Source organism: Rhodococcus sp. 14-2483-1-2, assembly GCF_002259405.1.
Lineage (GTDB): Bacteria > Actinomycetota > Actinomycetes > Mycobacteriales > Mycobacteriaceae > Rhodococcoides.
The window spans coordinates 284,181-301,148 of record NZ_NPFW01000017.1; the positions used below are offsets into that span (position 1 = coordinate 284,181).

Annotated in this window: 20 protein-coding genes and 1 pseudogene; 13 read left to right on the top strand and 8 right to left on the bottom strand. The window is 63.9% G+C overall.

All coding sequences use genetic code 11. The features are described from left to right. Positions 1–59: 59 nt before the first annotated feature. The gene (locus CH295_RS16760; protein WP_094741329.1) at positions 60–869 is read right to left on the bottom strand and encodes an alpha/beta fold hydrolase; all 810 of its coding nucleotides are present in this window, start codon (positions 867–869) and stop codon (positions 60–62) included. Between the two features lie 158 nt (positions 870–1,027). Between CH295_RS16760 and CH295_RS16765 the strand changes: the two genes are divergently transcribed. Continuing rightward, positions 1,028–1,939, top strand: a complete 912-nt coding sequence (locus tag CH295_RS16765; protein ID WP_094633970.1) for a phosphodiesterase — start codon at positions 1,028–1,030, stop codon at positions 1,937–1,939. Here CH295_RS16765 and CH295_RS16770 read toward each other — a convergent pair. The 3 genes from CH295_RS16770 to CH295_RS16780 all read right to left on the bottom strand — a co-directional run bounded on the left by CH295_RS16770 (position 1,936) and on the right by CH295_RS16780 (position 4,629). Continuing rightward, positions 1,936–3,435 (bottom strand): stealth family protein, encoded by a 1,500-nt coding sequence (locus CH295_RS16770; RefSeq protein ID WP_170945947.1) that lies wholly within the window; start codon positions 3,433–3,435, stop codon positions 1,936–1,938. The genes CH295_RS16765 and CH295_RS16770 overlap by 4 nt on opposite strands. 153 nt (positions 3,436–3,588) lie before the next feature. Then, positions 3,589–3,951 (bottom strand): VanZ family protein, encoded by a 363-nt coding sequence (locus CH295_RS16775; protein ID WP_094633827.1) that lies wholly within the window; start codon positions 3,949–3,951, stop codon positions 3,589–3,591. Between the two features lie 9 nt (positions 3,952–3,960). Beyond that, entirely contained in the window at positions 3,961–4,629 is a 669-nt protein-coding gene (locus CH295_RS16780; RefSeq protein WP_094633826.1) for a class I SAM-dependent methyltransferase, read from the bottom strand. An 82-nt stretch (positions 4,630–4,711) separates the two neighbouring features. On the opposite strand from CH295_RS16780, the gene CH295_RS16785 reads away from it, so the two are divergent. After that, positions 4,712–5,185 (top strand): phosphoribosyltransferase, encoded by a 474-nt coding sequence (locus tag CH295_RS16785; RefSeq protein WP_094741330.1) that lies wholly within the window; start codon positions 4,712–4,714, stop codon positions 5,183–5,185. 100 nt (positions 5,186–5,285) lie between these two features. Here CH295_RS16785 and CH295_RS16790 read toward each other — a convergent pair whose 3' ends face one another. Then, positions 5,286–5,660, bottom strand: a complete 375-nt coding sequence (locus CH295_RS16790) for a hypothetical protein (protein WP_141217041.1) — start codon at positions 5,658–5,660, stop codon at positions 5,286–5,288. Between the two features lie 485 nt (positions 5,661–6,145). On the opposite strand from CH295_RS16790, the gene CH295_RS16795 reads away from it, so the two are divergent. The 9 genes and pseudogenes from CH295_RS16795 to CH295_RS16840 all read left to right on the top strand — a co-directional run bounded on the left by CH295_RS16795 (position 6,146) and on the right by CH295_RS16840 (position 12,531). Then, complete coding sequence (locus CH295_RS16795) at positions 6,146–6,781, top strand: MspA family porin (RefSeq protein WP_094741332.1); 636 nt, start codon at positions 6,146–6,148, stop codon at positions 6,779–6,781. Between the two features lie 204 nt (positions 6,782–6,985). Continuing rightward, positions 6,986–7,252: a hypothetical protein gene (locus tag CH295_RS16800; protein WP_252342071.1), complete on the top strand. Its 267-nt coding sequence runs from the start codon at positions 6,986–6,988 to the stop codon at positions 7,250–7,252. Positions 7,253–7,257: 5 nt separating this feature from the next. Further along, positions 7,258–9,237, top strand: coding sequence for a hypothetical protein (locus tag CH295_RS28250; RefSeq protein ID WP_252342072.1), 1,980 nt, complete (start codon positions 7,258–7,260; stop codon positions 9,235–9,237). A gap of 41 nt (positions 9,238–9,278) precedes the next feature. Next, on the top strand, positions 9,279–9,758 hold the full coding sequence (locus tag CH295_RS16810; protein WP_094741333.1) for a hypothetical protein: 480 nt from the start codon (positions 9,279–9,281) through the stop codon (positions 9,756–9,758). Between the two features lie 135 nt (positions 9,759–9,893). After that, positions 9,894–10,100 (top strand): annotated as a pseudogene (locus CH295_RS16815) (transposase); the annotation flags it as partial. 90 nt (positions 10,101–10,190) lie between these two features. Then, entirely contained in the window at positions 10,191–10,367 is a 177-nt protein-coding gene (locus CH295_RS27850) for a hypothetical protein (RefSeq protein WP_170945941.1), read from the top strand. 395 nt (positions 10,368–10,762) lie between these two features. Further along, positions 10,763–10,960 (top strand): hypothetical protein, encoded by a 198-nt coding sequence (locus CH295_RS16825; protein WP_141217042.1) that lies wholly within the window; start codon positions 10,763–10,765, stop codon positions 10,958–10,960. Positions 10,961–11,126: 166 nt separating this feature from the next. After that, the gene (locus tag CH295_RS16835; RefSeq protein WP_094741337.1) at positions 11,127–11,879 is read left to right on the top strand and encodes a hypothetical protein; all 753 of its coding nucleotides are present in this window, start codon (positions 11,127–11,129) and stop codon (positions 11,877–11,879) included. A 172-nt stretch (positions 11,880–12,051) separates the two neighbouring features. Then, a complete protein-coding gene (locus CH295_RS16840) occupies positions 12,052–12,531 on the top strand; it encodes a hypothetical protein (protein WP_094741338.1) in 480 nt (159 codons plus the stop codon). A gap of 224 nt (positions 12,532–12,755) precedes the next feature. Here CH295_RS16840 and CH295_RS16850 read toward each other — a convergent pair whose 3' ends face one another. Then, complete coding sequence (locus tag CH295_RS16850; protein WP_094741340.1) at positions 12,756–13,790, bottom strand: NADPH:quinone reductase; 1,035 nt, start codon at positions 13,788–13,790, stop codon at positions 12,756–12,758. 97 nt (positions 13,791–13,887) lie between these two features. Here CH295_RS16850 and CH295_RS16855 point away from each other — a divergent pair, with 97 nt between their 5' ends. Next, positions 13,888–14,409, top strand: coding sequence for a mycothiol transferase (locus tag CH295_RS16855; protein ID WP_094741341.1), 522 nt, complete (start codon positions 13,888–13,890; stop codon positions 14,407–14,409). On the opposite strand, the gene CH295_RS16860 is transcribed toward CH295_RS16855, so the two are convergent. Together CH295_RS16860 and CH295_RS16865 are read right to left on the bottom strand one after the other, a co-directional pair. Beyond that, positions 14,400–14,894: an SRPBCC family protein gene (locus CH295_RS16860; protein WP_094741342.1), complete on the bottom strand. Its 495-nt coding sequence runs from the start codon at positions 14,892–14,894 to the stop codon at positions 14,400–14,402. The two genes, CH295_RS16855 and CH295_RS16860, sit on opposite strands and share 10 nt — an antisense overlap. After that, positions 14,891–15,727 carry an SDR family NAD(P)-dependent oxidoreductase gene (locus CH295_RS16865; RefSeq protein ID WP_094741373.1) on the bottom strand — a complete coding sequence of 279 codons (837 nt, stop codon included), beginning with the start codon at positions 15,725–15,727 and terminating at the stop codon, positions 14,891–14,893. Before CH295_RS16865 ends, CH295_RS16860 begins: the two co-directional genes overlap by 4 nt. 101 nt (positions 15,728–15,828) lie before the next feature. Here CH295_RS16865 and CH295_RS16870 point away from each other — a divergent pair, with 101 nt between their 5' ends. Next, the gene (locus tag CH295_RS16870) at positions 15,829–16,884 is read left to right on the top strand and encodes an iron-siderophore ABC transporter substrate-binding protein (RefSeq protein WP_094741343.1); all 1,056 of its coding nucleotides are present in this window, start codon (positions 15,829–15,831) and stop codon (positions 16,882–16,884) included. The last annotated feature ends 84 nt before the right edge of the window (positions 16,885–16,968 follow it).

Consider the following 16,968-nt stretch of genomic DNA (forward strand, 5'->3'; position numbering starts at 1 on the left):
ACTCCTCGGGCCCGGCCACCGTCGACAGGTGGCCGGGCCCGAGGTCGTTGTGCGAGGTGTCAGCTGCCCGAATCCGCCTCGGCGACAAGGTCGGCCACGGCAGCGGGATTGGAAACCAGGATCGCGTGCGAACCCGGAACCTCGGTCACCTGGGCACCGGCGCGCTGCGCCATGAACCGCTCGGCCGATGCCGGGATGATCTGATCCTGCTGGGGGATCAACGCCCACGACGGCGTGTGTGCCCAGGACGGCGGACCGCTCGGCTCGAGCAGTGCTCCGGCGGCGATGGTCTTCTGATGCGCAGCCATCCGCGCGGCTTGCTCCTCGGTGACGTCAGGGGCGAAGAACGGCCGGAACAGGGCGGGTGTGATGTACGAGTCGACGTTCTTACCGATCAGGTTGGAGGAGTCGTCGACGATCGACAGGCCGATCACCGGCGGCACCAGCGCGGTCACCGGGAATCGGATGGGGTCGAGTTCCAGGGCGACGGGTTCGCCTTCGACCGGCATGAAGGCCGCGACGTAGACCAATGCTTCGACGTTGTCGGCGTGCACGTTACTGATCACCGTGCCGCCGTAGGAGTGGCCCACCAGGATCACCGGACCGTCCATACTCTCGACGACATCGGTGACCGAGGCCGCGTCGACGGCCGGTCCGCGCAGTGAGTTGTCCGCAGTCACCACGGGGTAACCGCGGCTGCGTAGGTTCTCGGCGACGCCGTCCCAGCTGGTGTTGTCCGCGAAGGCTCCGTGCACCAGCACCACGGTCGGCAGCTCCTGCGCGGCGGCGGGCGCGACGCCGATGCCGACCATCGACCCCACTGTCAGTCCGGCAGTTGCGAGAAGGGTGGTCAGCTTCGGTTTCGTCATGCTCTCAACCTGTCACACGCCGGATGTTCGTGCGGTGTTCACCACGTAGATCCGACCAGCTTTTTCTCAGTGAACGCTCGTATGCTTGGCTTGCAGCAGTGGCGTTCGCCCGGCCGGGTGAACGTGAAACGGTAGGTCCGATCGTGAGCGAGAGTTCGATGAAGTCTCGGATGGCCGAGTACCCACGTCCCCATCACTGCTTGCTGCATGTGAGCGACACGCATCTCGTCGACGGCGGAGGTCGGTTGTATGGCGGCGTGGACAGCCAATTGCGGCTCGAGCAGGTGATGACCGACGTACGCAACTCCGGTGTGCGGCCCGACGCATTGGTGTTCACGGGGGATCTGACCGACAAGGGTGAGCCGGGCGCGTACGAGAAGCTGCGGGCGTTGGTCGAGCCGGTGGCCGAGGAACTCGGCGCACAGATCGTCTGGGCGATAGGCAATCATGACGACCGGGCGACGTTCCGTCAGAAGCTTCTCGACGCAGAGCCGAGTGGCCAGTCCATCGATCGCGTGCACGACGTCGATGGCCTCCGTGTCGTCACGCTCGACACGACGGTCCCGGGAAGGCACCACGGCGAGCTCGGCGACGAGCAATTGGCCTGGCTGGCCGACACACTCGCGACGCCCGCCGAGTTCGGTACGATCCTGGCGATGCATCATCCGCCGGTGCCGACGGTGCTCGATCTCGCAGTGCTGGTGGAGCTGATCGATCAGCCGCGGCTGGCGGACGTGCTACGCGGAACCGATGTGCGGTCCATTCTTGCTGGGCACCTGCACTATTCGACGACGGCAACCTTCGCGGGTATACCCGTCTCGGTGGCGTCGGCCACGTGCTACACCCAGGATCTCAATGTGCCCGCGGGCGGATTACGCGGACGCGACGGTGCCCAGGGATACAATCTCGTCCACGTCTACGAAAACACCGTAGTCCATTCGGTGGTGCCCACAGGGTCGTACGACACTGTGGGAGAACCGGTCTCGGCGGAGGAGACCGCACGCAGGCTGAGTGCAGCGGGAGTCACCATCGCAGACAGTGCTCGCCGGAAGACGTTCAGCGACGCCTAGCGCTGTTCGCGTTCCCACGGCGCGACGATGGGGAAGTACTTGTCCAGGAACTGAGTCACGGTCCTGGTGCGCAGATCCAGGTCGACTTCCGGGAAGCTGCCGTCGTTGAGGCAGAAGAAGTCGACCGATCGCTTGGGGAGCAGCTTCTCCATCAAGTCGAGACCTGCCACGGACGTGGTGTCGATGTACCGAACCTTCGCGTCCTTCTGCACCACCGCGCGCCCGCTCATCAACGCGTAGTAGTGGTACAGCGAGTTCGTCACCGAGATGTTGGTACTCGCTCGGAATGCGCTCGCCGCAGTCGAGGCGAACTCGTCCGGAAACTCGTTTTCCATCTGCTGCATCACGCTGCGGCGCAACGGAGTTGCTGCATGTTCGAGATGCCGGGTTGTGGTCATCCCGAATCGGTCCTGCAGGATCCGACGGTTCACCCGCGCCGCGTTCTCGAAGCCGCTGCGGTCGGCGTCGCTGTAGCCCAACCCGATTCGCGTTGTCGCTTCGATGAACATACTGATTCCGCCGGGGGAGAAGAACATCGACGGGCTGACCGGTCGGCCGAAGAACATGTCGTCGTTCGAGTACAGGAAGTGCTCGGACAATCCGGGGATGTGGTGCAGCTGGCTTTCGACGGCCTGCGAATTGTGGGTCGGCAGAACGGAGGTGTCGACGAAGAAGGCCTCGCTCGGCACAAAGGTCACCTTGGGATGGTCGGCCAGCCACGCCGGCCTCGCCGAGTCGGTGGCCACGAAGATGCGCCTGATCCACGGTGCGTACATGTGAATCGACCGCAGCGCGTACTTCAGTTCGTCGATCTGCCGGTATCGGGCAGCCGAATCGTCGCCCTCACCGACGACGTAGTTCGCCATCCGCCGCGCACGCTGAGCCTGGAACTCTGCCGACGAGCCGTCGACCCAGGAGAACACGATGTCGATGTCGAAATTGATGTCCGACGCGTGGTCGGCGAACATGTTCTCGATGGTCGGCCAGGTTCGTCCGAAGCGTTCGACCGTGCCGCGGACGGCCTCGTCGGGCCGGATGTTGCGTCGGGTCAGCGAGTTCTCGATCGGCAGCACGATCTCGGCCGGGGAGAACGACCACAGCTCGATCTGCACCGCCGTCGACGCGCCGTAGTACAAGCCGCTGAACGGCTCGACGCGCGGTCGGTACAGGCGCACGATCCGTGCGTTCGCGGACGGCGAGAGTGTGCCGTCGGCGACCAGTACTGCTTTCCCGCGGGCGTCGACGGTCTTGGAGTAGAACGGCTCGGCGCGGCAGGCGTGTACCAGTGCGGTGGTGAGCGCGTCTCGGGCAGCCAACTCGATGGCAATGACCGGGCGTTCGTCGTTGCCGCGAACGAGTAGGTACTTGATTCGCGCGGAGTCGAGCACGGCGCGGACGAACAGTAGATCCTCGACCATCGCCTGGTGTGGGGTGGTGGAGGTGATCGTCAGGGCGTAGCGGCCGTCGTGGCTGACCACGTCGGATCGTTCGCTCAGGCGTGCTGCGGATGCTGCTGATTCTCTGGTGACGGCATCGTTGGTCTCGTGCTCCGGTGGAACGAGGTAGATATCGTGCGGGGCAGAAGACGAGGTGATGGCGTTCCTTCCGGAGTGAACTCGCTGGCCGAGGAAACCCGGTGCAGAATCAGTCTAGTGCAGGTCCGCGGCTTTCCTGACGCGCTGCGGTAGAACCCGGCTCGCCGCGGCCAAGCCCACTGCGACGCCGAGTGCGTCGGCCAGAGCGTCGGCGACCGATCCGGAGCGTCCCAGAGGCAGGATCGCCTGCAGGACCTCCGAGATCGCCGCGAATGCCAGTACCCACAGCGCGGTCCTGACCCAGTCGATTCCGGCCAGTCGCGACGTATACGCGAGGGCCGCGAACAGTACGAAGTGGATGATCTTGTCGCTGTGCTGAAATCCCGAGGGCACCCCGGACGCGGGGGTGAACAGTACGATCAGCGCCACTACGAACGTGACGGCCAGTGGAATTCGATACGTCGACGGTGAGAACACCGCCCGAGTTTACCGGCGCTGCAGCACCACGACCGTGTCGATTCGCTCGTCGCCGTCGGGCGTGATGCGGGTGCGGTGTTCGGCGTGGATCACCTCGAACCCATCGCCGGCCGCAGCGACGACCGGTTCCGGTGCGAACAGTCGGTGCTTGGCCGGATGCTGTGAGGCGTGGCTGTCGCTGGGGCTGTGGCCGACGATCAACAGGCGTCCCTCCGGTGCGACCGCCGCTGCGAACCTGCGGGTGGTCAACTCGAGTTCGTCCGGTGGCACCTGGAGGAAGTGCACCGACACCAGATCGAACGCTGCGGCCGGGGGAGTCCAGTCCAGAACGTCTTCCTGACGCCAATCCACCGCGAGTGTCTGCGGCTCGAGGGCCTGGTGTGCCGCGCGAGCGCGGCCGAGGGCGATGTCGGAGATGTCGACGCCGGTCACATGCCAGCCTTTACCGGCCAGCCACAGTGAGTCGGCACCTTCCCCGCAACCGATGTCCAGGGCGCGGCCCGGAGTCAGTGCGGACGCCTCCTGTACCAACACGGCGTTGGGATTTCCGCTCCAGATGGTGGTGCGCTGGTTGTAGAGGTCGTCCCAGAATGCTTCGTCGAAGGCACCGTTCTCGAAATCCGGCTCTGCGTGGGTCCGGTCGGTGGGATGAGTGTGAGCATGTGTGTGGTCGGCCATGGTTCGAGACTGCCCGTTTGCGATTACTAACGCAAACAAATTTGCTGACCCGGCAAAATCGCTTTGGGTAGAGTGACGACTCATGACCGAACCGGAACGTGAAGTGCTGACGTGGGCGACGTTCGGGGACGCGTCGCGCGACCTGACAAAGAAGATCGTCGACGACGGATTCGTTCCGGACATCGTCATCGCGATCGCTCGCGGTGGGCTCATTCCCGCGGGTGCGATCTCCTACGCGATGGGCGTCAAGGCTGCCGGCACCCTCAATGTCGAGTTCTACTCCGACATCGAGGAGACCCTGCCCGATCCTGTTGTCCTCGAACCGCTTTTGGACACCGACGCAATCGTCGGCAAGAAGCTGCTCGTCGTCGACGACGTGGCCGACTCCGGCCGCACGCTGGCTCTGGTCATCGACCTACTGAAGGCGCATACCGCCGACGTGCGGTCGGCAGTCATCTACACCAAGCCGAGAACTATTGTGCAGCCGGACTATTCGTGGCGCGAGACCGACAAGTGGATCAATTTTCCATGGTCCACGTTGCCGGTCATCACCTGAGCTGCCGGTCTGGACGACTGCGCCGTCGGGCCGGGGTGGTCGACGTGATCGATCGTGTCGGCCGGAGTTCGAAAGATCATCGGCGCACCGTGTTCGACTGCTACGTGTAGCCCCAGGTGTGGAATCTGGTGGCCGAGCAGTCTGGGCAATACTGCTCGTCGTCACCCATGGTCCAGCCAGGTTCGGGCGCGATCATCGCAGCAACTCGGCGGCCGTCGTAGACGACCAGACCGCACCCGCTGCAGCCTTCGGTGCTGTGCTGGACGCCTTCTGTGCGGCCGGCGCGAGCTACGACCGTTCTGGCCAGAACGGTCACCGTGGCCGGAACGAGAAGGAAGGTCGCTGCGCAGCCTGCCGCTCTCAGCAACTGAGCACGCCTGCTGTGGGAATGATCGGCCTCGACGCTGCCGAATTCAGGGGTCGTGTCACCGTTGAAGCTGCCTCTCGAACTCGCACAGTGCATGCCCGCGGGCATCGCGGTACGACAGATAGTACATACGGTGCGTGGAGGGTGCCGCCTCGGATCCGCGGCAAACAGCAGTTCTGTGAAGCGCCCGTCGAGTGGCTCGAAACCGACTCGCTGGGGAAGCGCGGCTTCGGACATTGCAGAGCGTGCCCTCTACTGCGCCAGAGTTGCTGGAAATTTCCATTCTCTATGGGTCGTCACCATTCTGTGACTGTGAGGTGCGTCACTGGTGTGATGCGGTGAACCGCCTGGTCGTGCGTGTCCTGGGGTGTTTCTGTCACGTCCGGGTGGGGGTGTCGCCGGCGTGGTTCGGGTGTCGAGGGTCTGTCGTGGATGTGTGGGGTGTTGTACCGTCCCGGGCAGATCCTCAGTTATCTTTCAGCAATTATTGTGGTCGATGGAATCACCGAATCGTGTACGGAGACTCGCTCATGGAAACGATGGCACGCGCTAGTACTGGTTCGACGGTGCGGGGGCATGGCGTATCGAGGGCTATGGCTGGTTGTGTGGTGGTGTCGGCGGCAGTGATGGTGGGTTCGCTTGCGTTCGCGGGCAGTGCGTCGGCGACGCCGACGCCGTTGGCCGACAAGTTCGCGAGCACGGTCACCGATGACGGCTGGACGTTGGATCTCACTGCCAGCAACTTGTCGGTGAACCCGGTTCCGAACGTGGCGACGACGGCGTTCACGCGGGAGGGGTTCGTCTCGGCGAAGGTCACCGGCACCATCACCGGTGCCGGTGGCACGGCGGTGAAAACCGGATACATCGAACAGGGCCTGCAGATCGGGTGTCAGATCGATGTCTCCTCCGGACTCGGTGTGGGGCTCGGGTTCTCGTTCGGTCCATCGGTCGGTGTGTCCATCTCGGGGGTTCCCTCGGCGAATATCGGTGTCAACGCGTCGGTGAACCCGAGTATTCAGGCCACCATCGCGCCGGGAACGATCACCACGATTCCGCTCGGCATCAAGGATCTCGAATCATCGAAGGCCTCGATCACGGCGGAGAACGTGCATGTGAAGGTCGATGCGTGCATGGGTCCGGTCACGGTCCGCTCCTATGCGCAGTTCGCGGTGTCGACGGCGACCTCGGACAACAGTGTGTTCGTGTACTCCGACCCGACTTGGCTCTGACACAGCCCTGCGGCCCGGTCGGCTATCTGACTCCGGCCACGGACAGTGATCGTTCGATTGACACCCACCGTGTTCGTCGACCGAGAAGTTCGACCCCACCGTGTTCGGTCCGGAAGCTCCATCTGCTCCGCCGCCCACCCCGGTAGACAAGCACCTCGTGTCCCGCATGCCGGTTGGCGGGGAAAGGAATTGAGGAATACTCCGATGACCACCACACCGCACGACCCGATGACCCCACCGACCCGCCACCACGGTGCAGCAGGCAACGAAACCTCGACGGCGGTGATCGCGACAGTGTTCGGGCTCGGGTTGCTGATTGTGGCGTTCGCGGTGATCGGACGCCTCGCCGGATGGGCCGGCGATCACGGGACGATCCTGGTGTATCTGGCGTTCTTTCTGTGGATGTCGATCGCAGGGCGGGTGTTCTGGTGGGGCACGGACACACTCGTCGCCGAAGTCCGGAAGAAGTAGCGAGAATGATGCTGCGTAGGTCGGTGGCGGGAGTCCTCGCTGCCGGGGCATTGTTGGCCGGGACTGCTGCAGTGATCGGTGCCGCGATCGTGCTCACAGCAGGACCCGCCTCGGCGGGACCGGCGGAGGATTGTGCGGCGGTGCGGGCGCGGGATCATCAGATCTACCTGAACTTGATCGCCTCTCTACCGCCGGGCTCTCCGATCCCGCCCGAGTACATCAACCCGTGCCTGACCGCACCGTCGACGACCACGACTGCTCCGCCGACGAGCACCGCGGGACTGTCGGGCGCGCAAGCATCCGGCGGTGGCCCGAACGTCGGAGCGAACGCTCCGACGAACTTCCCCACCTACAACGGCACCCCCATCGTCCGCGCCCCCGGCCCTGCCCCTGTGCCGGGGGTGGTGCAGACCGCGACACCCGGCGCACCAGCGGCCGCGGGTGGTGAGAGTCCTGCAGGAGTCCCGGCTGCGACGGCGACCAGTGGTGGTGCTCCGACATCGCCGCAGCCTGGGGGATCGACTGCACCCACTGCGGTTCCCGATCGGGGGCCGGGACCGATACCCACCGATACCGATTCGAATACCGCAGCAGCGCAACCGGTTCCGGACGCTGGATCCCCGACTGCGGGGGTCGGCCAGGGCGACGGGCGTGAGCGCTATCTCGAACTGGTGTTGGTCGGTGCCGCCGCGTTCACTGCCGGCGGGATCGGTGTGCGTGGGCGTCGTTCCCCGTTCGGTGCCCGGACTCCGGAATCGGTACTGTCCCAAGCGGTCGGCACTGTTGCTTCGCCGTTGATGCAGTACGACAAGGGTGGGCAGTCGAAGATCACCGTCTCCGATCCGGGTGGGGGTCGTCGTACGTTGTTCTTGATCCACGACCGGTCGTCGTCGCACGAATCGGTGATTCCTGTCGACGTGCCGCCCGGGGGGCGCATGTCGGTGGATCCGGATGGTTCGGTGACCGTTGTCGACGCCGATGGAAACCCGGTGTCGACGGTCGCCGCGCCGTGGGCGTACGACGCCGACGGCACACCGATTCCCACGCACTTCGAGATCCGTGACGGATATCTGGTCCAGGTCGTCGACACCGTGGGCATCGAGAACATTCTGTATCCGATCCTGGCCGACCCGCCGTCCGGCGGTGAGAACATCGCTACCGGCAGAGAGATGACGGCGATACCGTTGTACAACGGGCAGGATGCGATCAGTGGTCAACCCGGCGGTATCGCCGTCGTCGGTGATCCCGACCCCGGATACAGCCCCTATCAACCGACCACCGACACCGTCAAGGACGGTACCGACCTCACCGTCGACCAAGGTAACGGGACCACCAACCGCTACACCGGCACCGATTCCGGTCTGCCATACACCACCGAACCCACCACCGACACCTATCAGCAGATGGCCGAAGACCAGGCCGCCGCTGAGCAGGCCGCTGACGATGCTGCGGCGCAGGCCGAGGTCGAACAACAGCTCCCCGCGGCCCCGACGACAAGCGACTCCCTCTCCCGCGCCGCCGGTGCTGTCGCAATCGGCGCAGTGGGGGCCGGCGAGACCGGTATCGGAGTCCCTGCCGCCATCGGACTAGCAGTCCTCGCCGGAGGCTTGTTCATCGCGGGAATGGCACTCGACCGCGGAGACGGACGAGACCTCGGCGGACATTACGCCGACGGCAACGACGGCCGAAGCGGCAAGGAAGCCGAACAAGCCGCACTCGACGAACGTGAAGAGCTAACCGGCGAAACGATCGAACGGCGACAGGTCCGTTCAACTGTCGATGGAGCCAGTAACGGCAGGTACTACGATGGGCTCGCCGAAAACCCAGACGGGACGTACACCGCATATGAAGTCAAAAGCGGAACCGCTCGTAAAACGGCCGGCCAGCGCGCGTTCGACGACCTCGTCACCCCGGAGAACCCCGCAACCGCCACACTGAACGGCAAGACGATCAAAATAGTCGAAGTCCAAGACCTAGCGGGATGATCACTCACTTTTCAGACGGCACTCAACATCCAAGGAGCTCAATGTTTCTGTTCGTGTCCAACGGCGGCAAACAGCAATCCATTGCACATCGAATCGATTTTCCCTGGCAGTTCGGGCAGCTGCTCTCGCGGTTCGATGGAATGCAGCGGTCTGCGTTGACGGTCTCGAAGGTTCCGGAGGGTCGGTACTACGAGGATCTCAGCGACGACGAGAAAACCGCGATGAGCGAAAGCTACATCCAAGCCGCTGGGTCGGCGCAGGCGATGTCGGTCGAACTGAGGTTTCCCATTGACGGCGTTCATCGCCTGTTCGTCGTCGGCCGATCCGGCCCTCGTCAGGGCGAACCCACTGTCGAGATCCCGTTTTTCGGCGGCAAACGCTCCCTCACCGTGTACCCCGAAGAGGTGTTCACCGCCGATGACGCGACGCAGTTGTTCTTCGAGTGGGCCACCACAGGAGAGATCGACCGCACGAAGCATCATCTCCGCGAATTCGACCTCGACGCCTTCTACCGAACCTGAGGCCAGCCTGGTGTGCTTCGATCCGACCGGGCGTGCACCCGACTTGTGGTTGCCCGCATCGACGATTGTGCCGGTCGCGATCTCGAGCGCGATCACCCCGAAGTCGTGGCTTCCGATGTTGCGGTGTCCGTCAGTGCCTTCGTCACCGCGCATTCGGAGAAAGAGAATGCGGCACCGGCCTACAAACGCGGCTTCGGATTTCATCCCCTGCTCGCGTTCGTCGACCACGGCACCGACGGGACCGGTGAACCCGTCGCGGCCGTGCTGCGACCGGGCAACGCCGGATCCAACACAGCGGACGATCACATCGAGGTGACACGGAAAGCACTGGCACAGTTGCCGAACGGAAAGATTTTTGGATGACGCGACAAACAACGACCTCGGACCGAGCGGTATCGATTTCGCCTGCCGCGGCCTGAAAGGTTGGCAACCATGTTCTGGAAATACGTGGTGTGGATCGTCAAATGCGTCGGCTATTGGATCGGCGCATTCATCGCCGGTTGTGCGTCCGGTGTGGGTGACCTAGGTCCCGCGCCCAAGCGGCCCCGGAGACAACGCACCTACCCCTACGACAAGACCTCCGACCCCAGGAAGGGACAGCACAAATGACGACCGCACGTCCGTCTAGCCCACGCTGGCCCGCCATGCTGCTGTTAGTTATGTGGATAGGGTTCGTCCTGCTGGTCGGTATCGGCTGGGCGCTCAGCATGCCGGCTGGTATCCGAATCGTGCTCGGTGCCACAGCGATCGTGATCGGCACACCATTGCTCATCGCTACCGCCGAGTCGGCTCGGATTGCATTTCAGCAGCGTGACTCGAAACGCTGTGAGCAGTGTGGCAACCGGTCCGTTTAGGGTACGGATCGACACCCCGACCGTGCCACCATCGAGGCCGCGACCGGCCCATGGTCTGGCAACGTGCGGAAACCGGACTCGATTACCGGTCGGACCGGCATCTCCATCCCCACCGGCGGCAGGGGCCGGCCCGGTGTGGTGAGGCATTCGTTGAATCCGCCGTACGACAAAGATTTTCGCTATTTTCTCGACGAGGAGCCGAGTGCATGGCTCGAAGGCGGCAGGGTGGTTGCGACGTTGTCGCATGGTTTGGGTATGTCGGTTGCGGCGTTCATTGCGGTGATCGTCGCGCATCCGAAGGTGACTGCCAAGGATGCGACGGCATGGCCGAAGCCGTTGCGTTCCTGACCTTCTCGACCCGTATCGATGGCGGCGCGCCCGCGGTTCGACATCCGATGTCAGGAGTGAACTCGAGCAGGAACCCTCTCCGCGAGGCGGAAGAGATTAGCTTCGAGGACGACCTCGAGCAGATCGACGTACTGTCAGTTGCCGACTGGCTCGAAAGGATCCGACGATGATCGATCTGCACGCTCCGACGGTGATCGGTTTCTGGCGTGATCGCTCGCAGAGCGTCGACGAGCTTGCCGCCACCACCCGGGCGTTCCTCGATACCCTAGCCGCGATCGATCCCGCTCTCGTGCCGGAGCTGTTGCTGCTCGGGGAACACCAGAGCGGTCACCCGGCGGATCTGAGTGTCGAGGGACTCCGCCGGATCTATCAACGCAGAAAACGAGACGATTCACCCTCGGGGTCCTACGTCTCCGGCTACTCGGTCGACCTCGTGCACCCCGACCACCGGCAGAGACAGTCACTGCACCTGATCGTCGGAAAGACTGGACGGACCCCGAACGTCGTCAACGTGACCCTTCCCCGACCGGAGCACGCCGTCGGGGACGCATCCGAACTGCTCACCGCCCGCGTCGGGGACGCGGTACTCAAAGCGATCCTCGATCACTGGAACGCCGAGCGTGGACGCTGGAGCGTCAGCAAATATGCCCGACCACAGGAAGAACTGGTCCTCGGTAAAGCATCGAGCACATCATGGACAGAGCGACGCGAGGCGAGGAAACGATGGGCGAAGGAACTTCAGATCGGGTGGGAAACTCTCATCCCACCGCAGGTGCGTCTCGACCGCACTCTGTTGCCTGCTGTCGCCGATATCGAGACCGTGCCGGCCGGTACTTTGGTTCGGCTCGGTGACGCGCCACTCGATGTCGACTTCGAGGACATTCTCGATCTCCGCCGCGCCCTGGGCTACCCGACCTGACCCGCGTTGGCTCCCGGATCCTCGCTCGGCTCGCTCGGCCGGTCACCCCTGCCCGACTGTCTGGGCGCAGTGTCTCGACGCCCGTCGTTCGCCCCGTCTGGCGGGTACACCTCAGGTGTGGACGTCGCCGTACCGGCGATGAGTCGACACCACCGCCTCAGAAGGGAGCCTGATGTTTCTGTTCGTATCCAACGGCGGCAAGCAAAAAATGATCGAGCATCGGATCGACGCTCCCTGGCAGTTCGGTCAGCTGCTCTCGCGGTTCGATGGAATACAGCGATCCGCGTTGACGGTCTCGGAGGTTCCGGAGGGTCGGTACTACGAGGATCTCAGCGACGACGAAAAAACCGCGATGAGCGAAAGCTACATCCAAGCAGCTGGGTCAGCGCAGGCGATGTCGGTCGAGATGCGGTTTCCCATCGACGGTGTTCATCGCCTGTTCGTCGTCGGCCGACCCGGCCCTCGTCATGGCGAACCCACCGTCGGAATCCCCTTCTTCAGCGGCAAACGCTCCCTCACCGTGTACCCCGAAGAGGTGTTCACCGCTGACGATGCGACGCAGTTGTTCTTCGATTGGGCCACCACCGGAGAGATCGACCGCACGAAACATCATCTCCGCGAATTCGACCTCGACGCTTTCTACCGAACCTGAGACCAGCCTGGTGTGCTTCGATCCGACCGGGCGTGCACCCGACTTGTGGTTGCCTGCATCGACGATTGTGCCGGTCGCGATCACCCCGAAGTCGCAGCCTCCGATGTTGGGGCGTTTGTCAGCGCCTGCCGATCTCAGAATCGTTGAGCAGCAGTACTACTGGCAGCGTATGGCCGGCAGGTGGATCGTTTTCCCGTGGTCCACGTTGCCGGTCATCACCTGACTTATTCGCTGGAGACGTCGATCAGCACCTTGCCGACGGTTCCGTTCTCGACGGCGTCGTGCGCTGCGGCGGTCTCGCTCAGCGAGAAGCGGTGCAGCGGTAGACCGGTGGCCTCGCCCACCTCCAGCACACCTGCCGCTGCCGCAGCACTGACGTCCGCCTCGGCGTTGCGAAGAGCCTCGTCGCCCACGGTGTACAGGAGGACGAACTGGTAGCGAGTGTTGAGCACCATGTTGGGTCGAACGTCGAGGGTCACGGTGTCGCCACCGTTGTTGGCGTACACCGCTATCGAGGCGCGGTTCGCTCCCACGGCCGCGTTGAGTGCGGCGTTCTGTGCGGGAGCAACCTCGACGATGAGATCGATTCCGGCAGGGACCAATTCACGAATTTCGACGGCGGCGTCGCCGGCCTTGTAGTTCACCACGTGGTGCGCGCCCGCCGCGGTCGCCAGCGCGCCCTTCTCCGGTCCGCTGACCGTCGTCACCACGGTCGCGCCCGCCCAGCGGGCCAATTGGATCGCGGCATGGCCGACGGCACCGGCACCACCGGCGACGAGTACCGACTTACCCTCGAGTGCGCCCGGGTGCAGCCGGGTGGGTCCGTCCTCGGAGACGGTCAGCGCGCGGTGCGCCGTCATCGCGGGCACTCCGAGGCTTGCGCCCACGTCGAATCCGACGCCGTCGGGCAGAGGTACCACCCGGGAGGCGGGCAGGATTGCGAAAGACTGTGCTGTTCCGGTCGGACGCTGATGCTGGGCCAGGTATACCCAGACCCGATCTCCAACGGAGACGCCGTCGACGTCGGGGCCCACGGCGTCGATCACTCCGGCACCGTCCTGGTTCGGAACCACCTCGTCGAATGCCAGCTTCTCACCCGGTCCGGAACCGGTTCTGTTCTTCCAGTCCGTCGGATTCACTCCCGAGACCACGATGCGCACGCGGACTTCGCCTGCGGCCGGCTCGGTCACCTCGCGATCCTTCAGTTCGAGGACGGACGAGTCGCCGGTGCGGGTGTACACAATTGCTGGAGCAGTCATATCCGGTCTAACGCGCTCGGGCCGCCCCGATGTTCCCTGCGAGGCAATCGGGGTATGCATGACTAGTTATCAGTGCTCGACGAAAGAGGCGTAATCAATGAACCACAACGACCTGCTCACCGACGCGTTCGGCCGCATCAAGGAACTCGTCCACTCGGTACTGGACGACATCCCTGCGGCCGCGCTGACGTATCGACCCGATTCCGACGCCAACAGCATCGCGTGGTTGCTGTGGCACCTGACGCGGGTGCAGGACGATCACATCGCGGGCGTGGCCGGGAGTGAGCAGGTCTGGACGTCGGACTCGTGGTTCGAGCGTTTCGGACTATCGTTCGACAAGTCGGACATCGGGTACGGCCAGTCGTCCTCGGACGTCGCTCAGGTCACCTCGAGCGCCGAGCTGCTGCGTGAGTACCACGATGCCGTGTACTCGAAAACCGTTGCCTACCTGAGCAGTATCTCGACCGACGATCTGGACCGGATCGTCGACGAGAACTGGGATCCGCCGGTCACGCTGGGCGCGCGGCTGGTGTCGGTGGTGTCCGACGACCTTCAGCATGCCGGGCAGGCGTCCTACGTTCTCGGCCTGTACACCCGGCAGGCTCGAGATCAGGCGTAGACCTTCTGCAGGTTCTCCAGCGTCTTGCGAATGTTGCGACGCTGGAACTGCGGGAACGTCTTACCGCTGGTGACGATCTTGTCGAACACGAAAGCCAGCGCGTCGGGCCACTTCGTCCGGTCGTCGGTCCAGGTCTCGGTCACTTTCGTGCCACCTGCGACCGGTTCGAAGTCGTAACGCCAGGTTGCGTTCGCGCCTGTGATCTTCGGAGCGCTCTTGCCGATGGCGTGGACGCGGAACTCGAAGGTCTTGCCAGGCTCGGCCGCGGTGACGGTGCAGCGAGTGACCCACTTCGCTCGGCCGCGCTTGTTGGTTCCGTCGAACACCATTCCCACGTAGGCACTCTCGCGGGGTTCGTGGACGGTGGCACCTCTGTTTTCCGGGCTCCACTCACCCATCCGCGTAGGGTCGCTGATCGCGGCGTACAGCGTGTTCGGATCGGCAGCGACGACGATGCTGTCCGAGACGGTGAGTTCGCGGCTCATGACGAGGCTCCCTTGCGGGCGTTCTTGCCCAGGCCGGGGTGAATGCGAGTGAGCATGGGCACCAACACCGTTCGCGGGGTGATCTGCGCGAAGATGGACCCGATGCGGTTGGCCGCTCCCGGAATCGACACCATGCGCCCCTTGGCCATGTCGTCGACGGCAGTCCTGGCCACCGTTTCCGCGTCCACCCACATGATCGGTGGAAGTGCTTTCTCGGCATCGTCTTTCGCGAATCCTGCGGCCTCGCCGAATCCGGTGTGTACCGGTCCGGGGCACAGTGCGGTGGCGGTGACGCCGGTTCCGCGCAGTTCACCGGTCAGAGACTGCGTGTACGAGAGCACGAATGCCTTGCACGCGCCGTAGCCGGCCTGACCGGGCAGAGGTTGAAAGGCGGCGGTCGAGGCGACGTTCAGCAGTGCGCCGCGTCCTCGCTGAGTCATGCCGGGGAGAAATCGGGTGCAGAGGTCTGCAACTGCGACCACGTCGACCTCGATCATGTTCATTTCCGCATCCGGATCCGATTCTGCGACCGGTCCGAGCGTGGACAGTCCGGCGTTGTTGATCAGGATGTCCGGGATGAGGCCGAGCTCGGTGATGCGGTCCAGTAGTTCGGCGCGAGCGCTGCGATCGGACAGGTCTGCTGCGAGCACGTCGGCTCGGACTCCCCGAGCGCGGATTTCCTGTGCCAAGTCTTCGAGCTTGTCGGCACGCCGGGCGACGAGGGTGACGCCATGGCCTCGGGACGCGAGCACGCGCGCGATCGCGGCTCCGATTCCCGAGGACGCTCCGGTCACGACGGCTGTCCGATCAGGGGCGGGACGAGGAAGGCTCATGGCTCCCACCGTAGCGAACGCCCAATGTGCAGTGCATTCGAACGGCTCTTATAGGTTAGCCTTGACTTACTTTCAACCCGCTAGTCTGTCGAGAGGTTTCCATGTTCTCTGCTTCAACGGCCGGTCGACGTTTCACTCGCCGCGCGTCCCTCCTGTCCGCGCTCGCGGTGTCGGCCCTGGTGGCCGGTGCGTGTTCGAGCACCGATACTGCCGAGTCGGAACAGGGCGACTCCGGAGACTTCGCCACCGTCACCATCGACTCGGCCTTGGGCCAGGCTGTCATCACCGAGAAGCCGAAGCGCATCGTCACGCTCGGCCAGGGCTCGGCCGAAACGGCGATCGCGCTGGGCACCGTTCCCGTCGGCGTCGAGGAGTATTCGTGGGGTGCCGACGACACCGGGTATCTGCCGTGGGTTCACGACGCGGTGACCGAGCTGGGTGCCGAACTTCCCCAACAGTTCACCGGTGGAACCGAACTGAACATCGAAGCCGTGGCTGCCCTCGAACCCGATCTGATTCTGGCCCCGTGGTCCGGCGTTACGCAGGATCAGTTCGACAAGCTGAGCGCATTCGCACCGGTGGTCGCGTACGAGGAGCAGCCGTGGACGATCACCTGGGAAGACCAGATCACCGTCATCGGCAAGGCCATGGGGGAGGAGCAGAAGGCGGCGGAAGAGATCGAGAAGATCAATGGCCGCTTCGCCGACGCCACCACCGAGCATCCCGAATACGCGGGGGTGAGTTTCTCGTACATCTACAACACAGGGCCGGGGACACTCGGAGTGTTTCTTGCCGACGAGCAACGCGTTGCGATGGTGCGAGCACTCGGGTTGCAGGTCGATCCGGTGGTGAACACGCTCGACGAGACGGAGGGCACCGACTCGTCGGTCATCGGGTTGGAGAACGCGAATCTGTTGAACGACTCGGATCTGATCTTCACCTTCTACTCGGATCCGCAGAACCGCACCGACACCGAGAATCAGCCTGCCTACAAGCAGATCCCGGCCGTGTCCCGCGGTTCGGTCGTGGCACCGACGGATCAGTCGTTCGTCACCGGCTCGTCCATCATCAATCCGCTGACTGTGCCCTGGGCACTCGAGCGATATGTGCCGATGATCGACGAGGCTGTCGCGAAGCTCGACGCCCGCACGTCATAGCTTGATCGAGCGGAGCGGAGAAGCCACGCGACTCGTGTTCGAGGTGATGTGCCACTTCCGCGATGACTTATCCCTGATTCGATC

Excerpts from the sequence above, each read along its gene's own strand:
- CH295_RS16760 (WP_094741329.1), bottom strand. The coding sequence starts at position 869 with ATGACGAAACCGAAGCTGACCACCCTTCTCGCAACTGCCGGACTGACA.
- CH295_RS16765 (WP_094633970.1), top strand. The coding sequence starts at position 1,028 with ATGAAGTCTCGGATGGCCGAGTACCCACGTCCCCATCACTGCTTGCTG.
- CH295_RS16780 (WP_094633826.1), bottom strand. The coding sequence starts at position 4,629 with ATGGCCGACCACACACATGCTCACACTCATCCCACCGACCGGACCCAC.
- CH295_RS16785 (WP_094741330.1), top strand. The coding sequence starts at position 4,712 with ATGACCGAACCGGAACGTGAAGTGCTGACGTGGGCGACGTTCGGGGAC.
- CH295_RS16790 (WP_141217041.1), bottom strand. The coding sequence starts at position 5,660 with ATGCCCGCGGGCATGCACTGTGCGAGTTCGAGAGGCAGCTTCAACGGT.
- CH295_RS16795 (WP_094741332.1), top strand. The coding sequence starts at position 6,146 with ATGGCTGGTTGTGTGGTGGTGTCGGCGGCAGTGATGGTGGGTTCGCTT.
- CH295_RS16800 (WP_252342071.1), top strand. The coding sequence starts at position 6,986 with ATGACCACCACACCGCACGACCCGATGACCCCACCGACCCGCCACCAC.
- CH295_RS28250 (WP_252342072.1), top strand. The coding sequence starts at position 7,258 with ATGATGCTGCGTAGGTCGGTGGCGGGAGTCCTCGCTGCCGGGGCATTG.
- CH295_RS16810 (WP_094741333.1), top strand. The coding sequence starts at position 9,279 with ATGTTTCTGTTCGTGTCCAACGGCGGCAAACAGCAATCCATTGCACAT.
- CH295_RS27850 (WP_170945941.1), top strand. The coding sequence starts at position 10,191 with ATGTTCTGGAAATACGTGGTGTGGATCGTCAAATGCGTCGGCTATTGG.
- CH295_RS16835 (WP_094741337.1), top strand. The coding sequence starts at position 11,127 with ATGATCGATCTGCACGCTCCGACGGTGATCGGTTTCTGGCGTGATCGC.
- CH295_RS16840 (WP_094741338.1), top strand. The coding sequence starts at position 12,052 with ATGTTTCTGTTCGTATCCAACGGCGGCAAGCAAAAAATGATCGAGCAT.
- CH295_RS16850 (WP_094741340.1), bottom strand. The coding sequence starts at position 13,790 with ATGACTGCTCCAGCAATTGTGTACACCCGCACCGGCGACTCGTCCGTC.
- CH295_RS16855 (WP_094741341.1), top strand. The coding sequence starts at position 13,888 with ATGAACCACAACGACCTGCTCACCGACGCGTTCGGCCGCATCAAGGAA.
- CH295_RS16860 (WP_094741342.1), bottom strand. The coding sequence starts at position 14,894 with ATGAGCCGCGAACTCACCGTCTCGGACAGCATCGTCGTCGCTGCCGAT.
- CH295_RS16865 (WP_094741373.1), bottom strand. The coding sequence starts at position 15,727 with ATGAGCCTTCCTCGTCCCGCCCCTGATCGGACAGCCGTCGTGACCGGA.
- CH295_RS16870 (WP_094741343.1), top strand. The coding sequence starts at position 15,829 with ATGTTCTCTGCTTCAACGGCCGGTCGACGTTTCACTCGCCGCGCGTCC.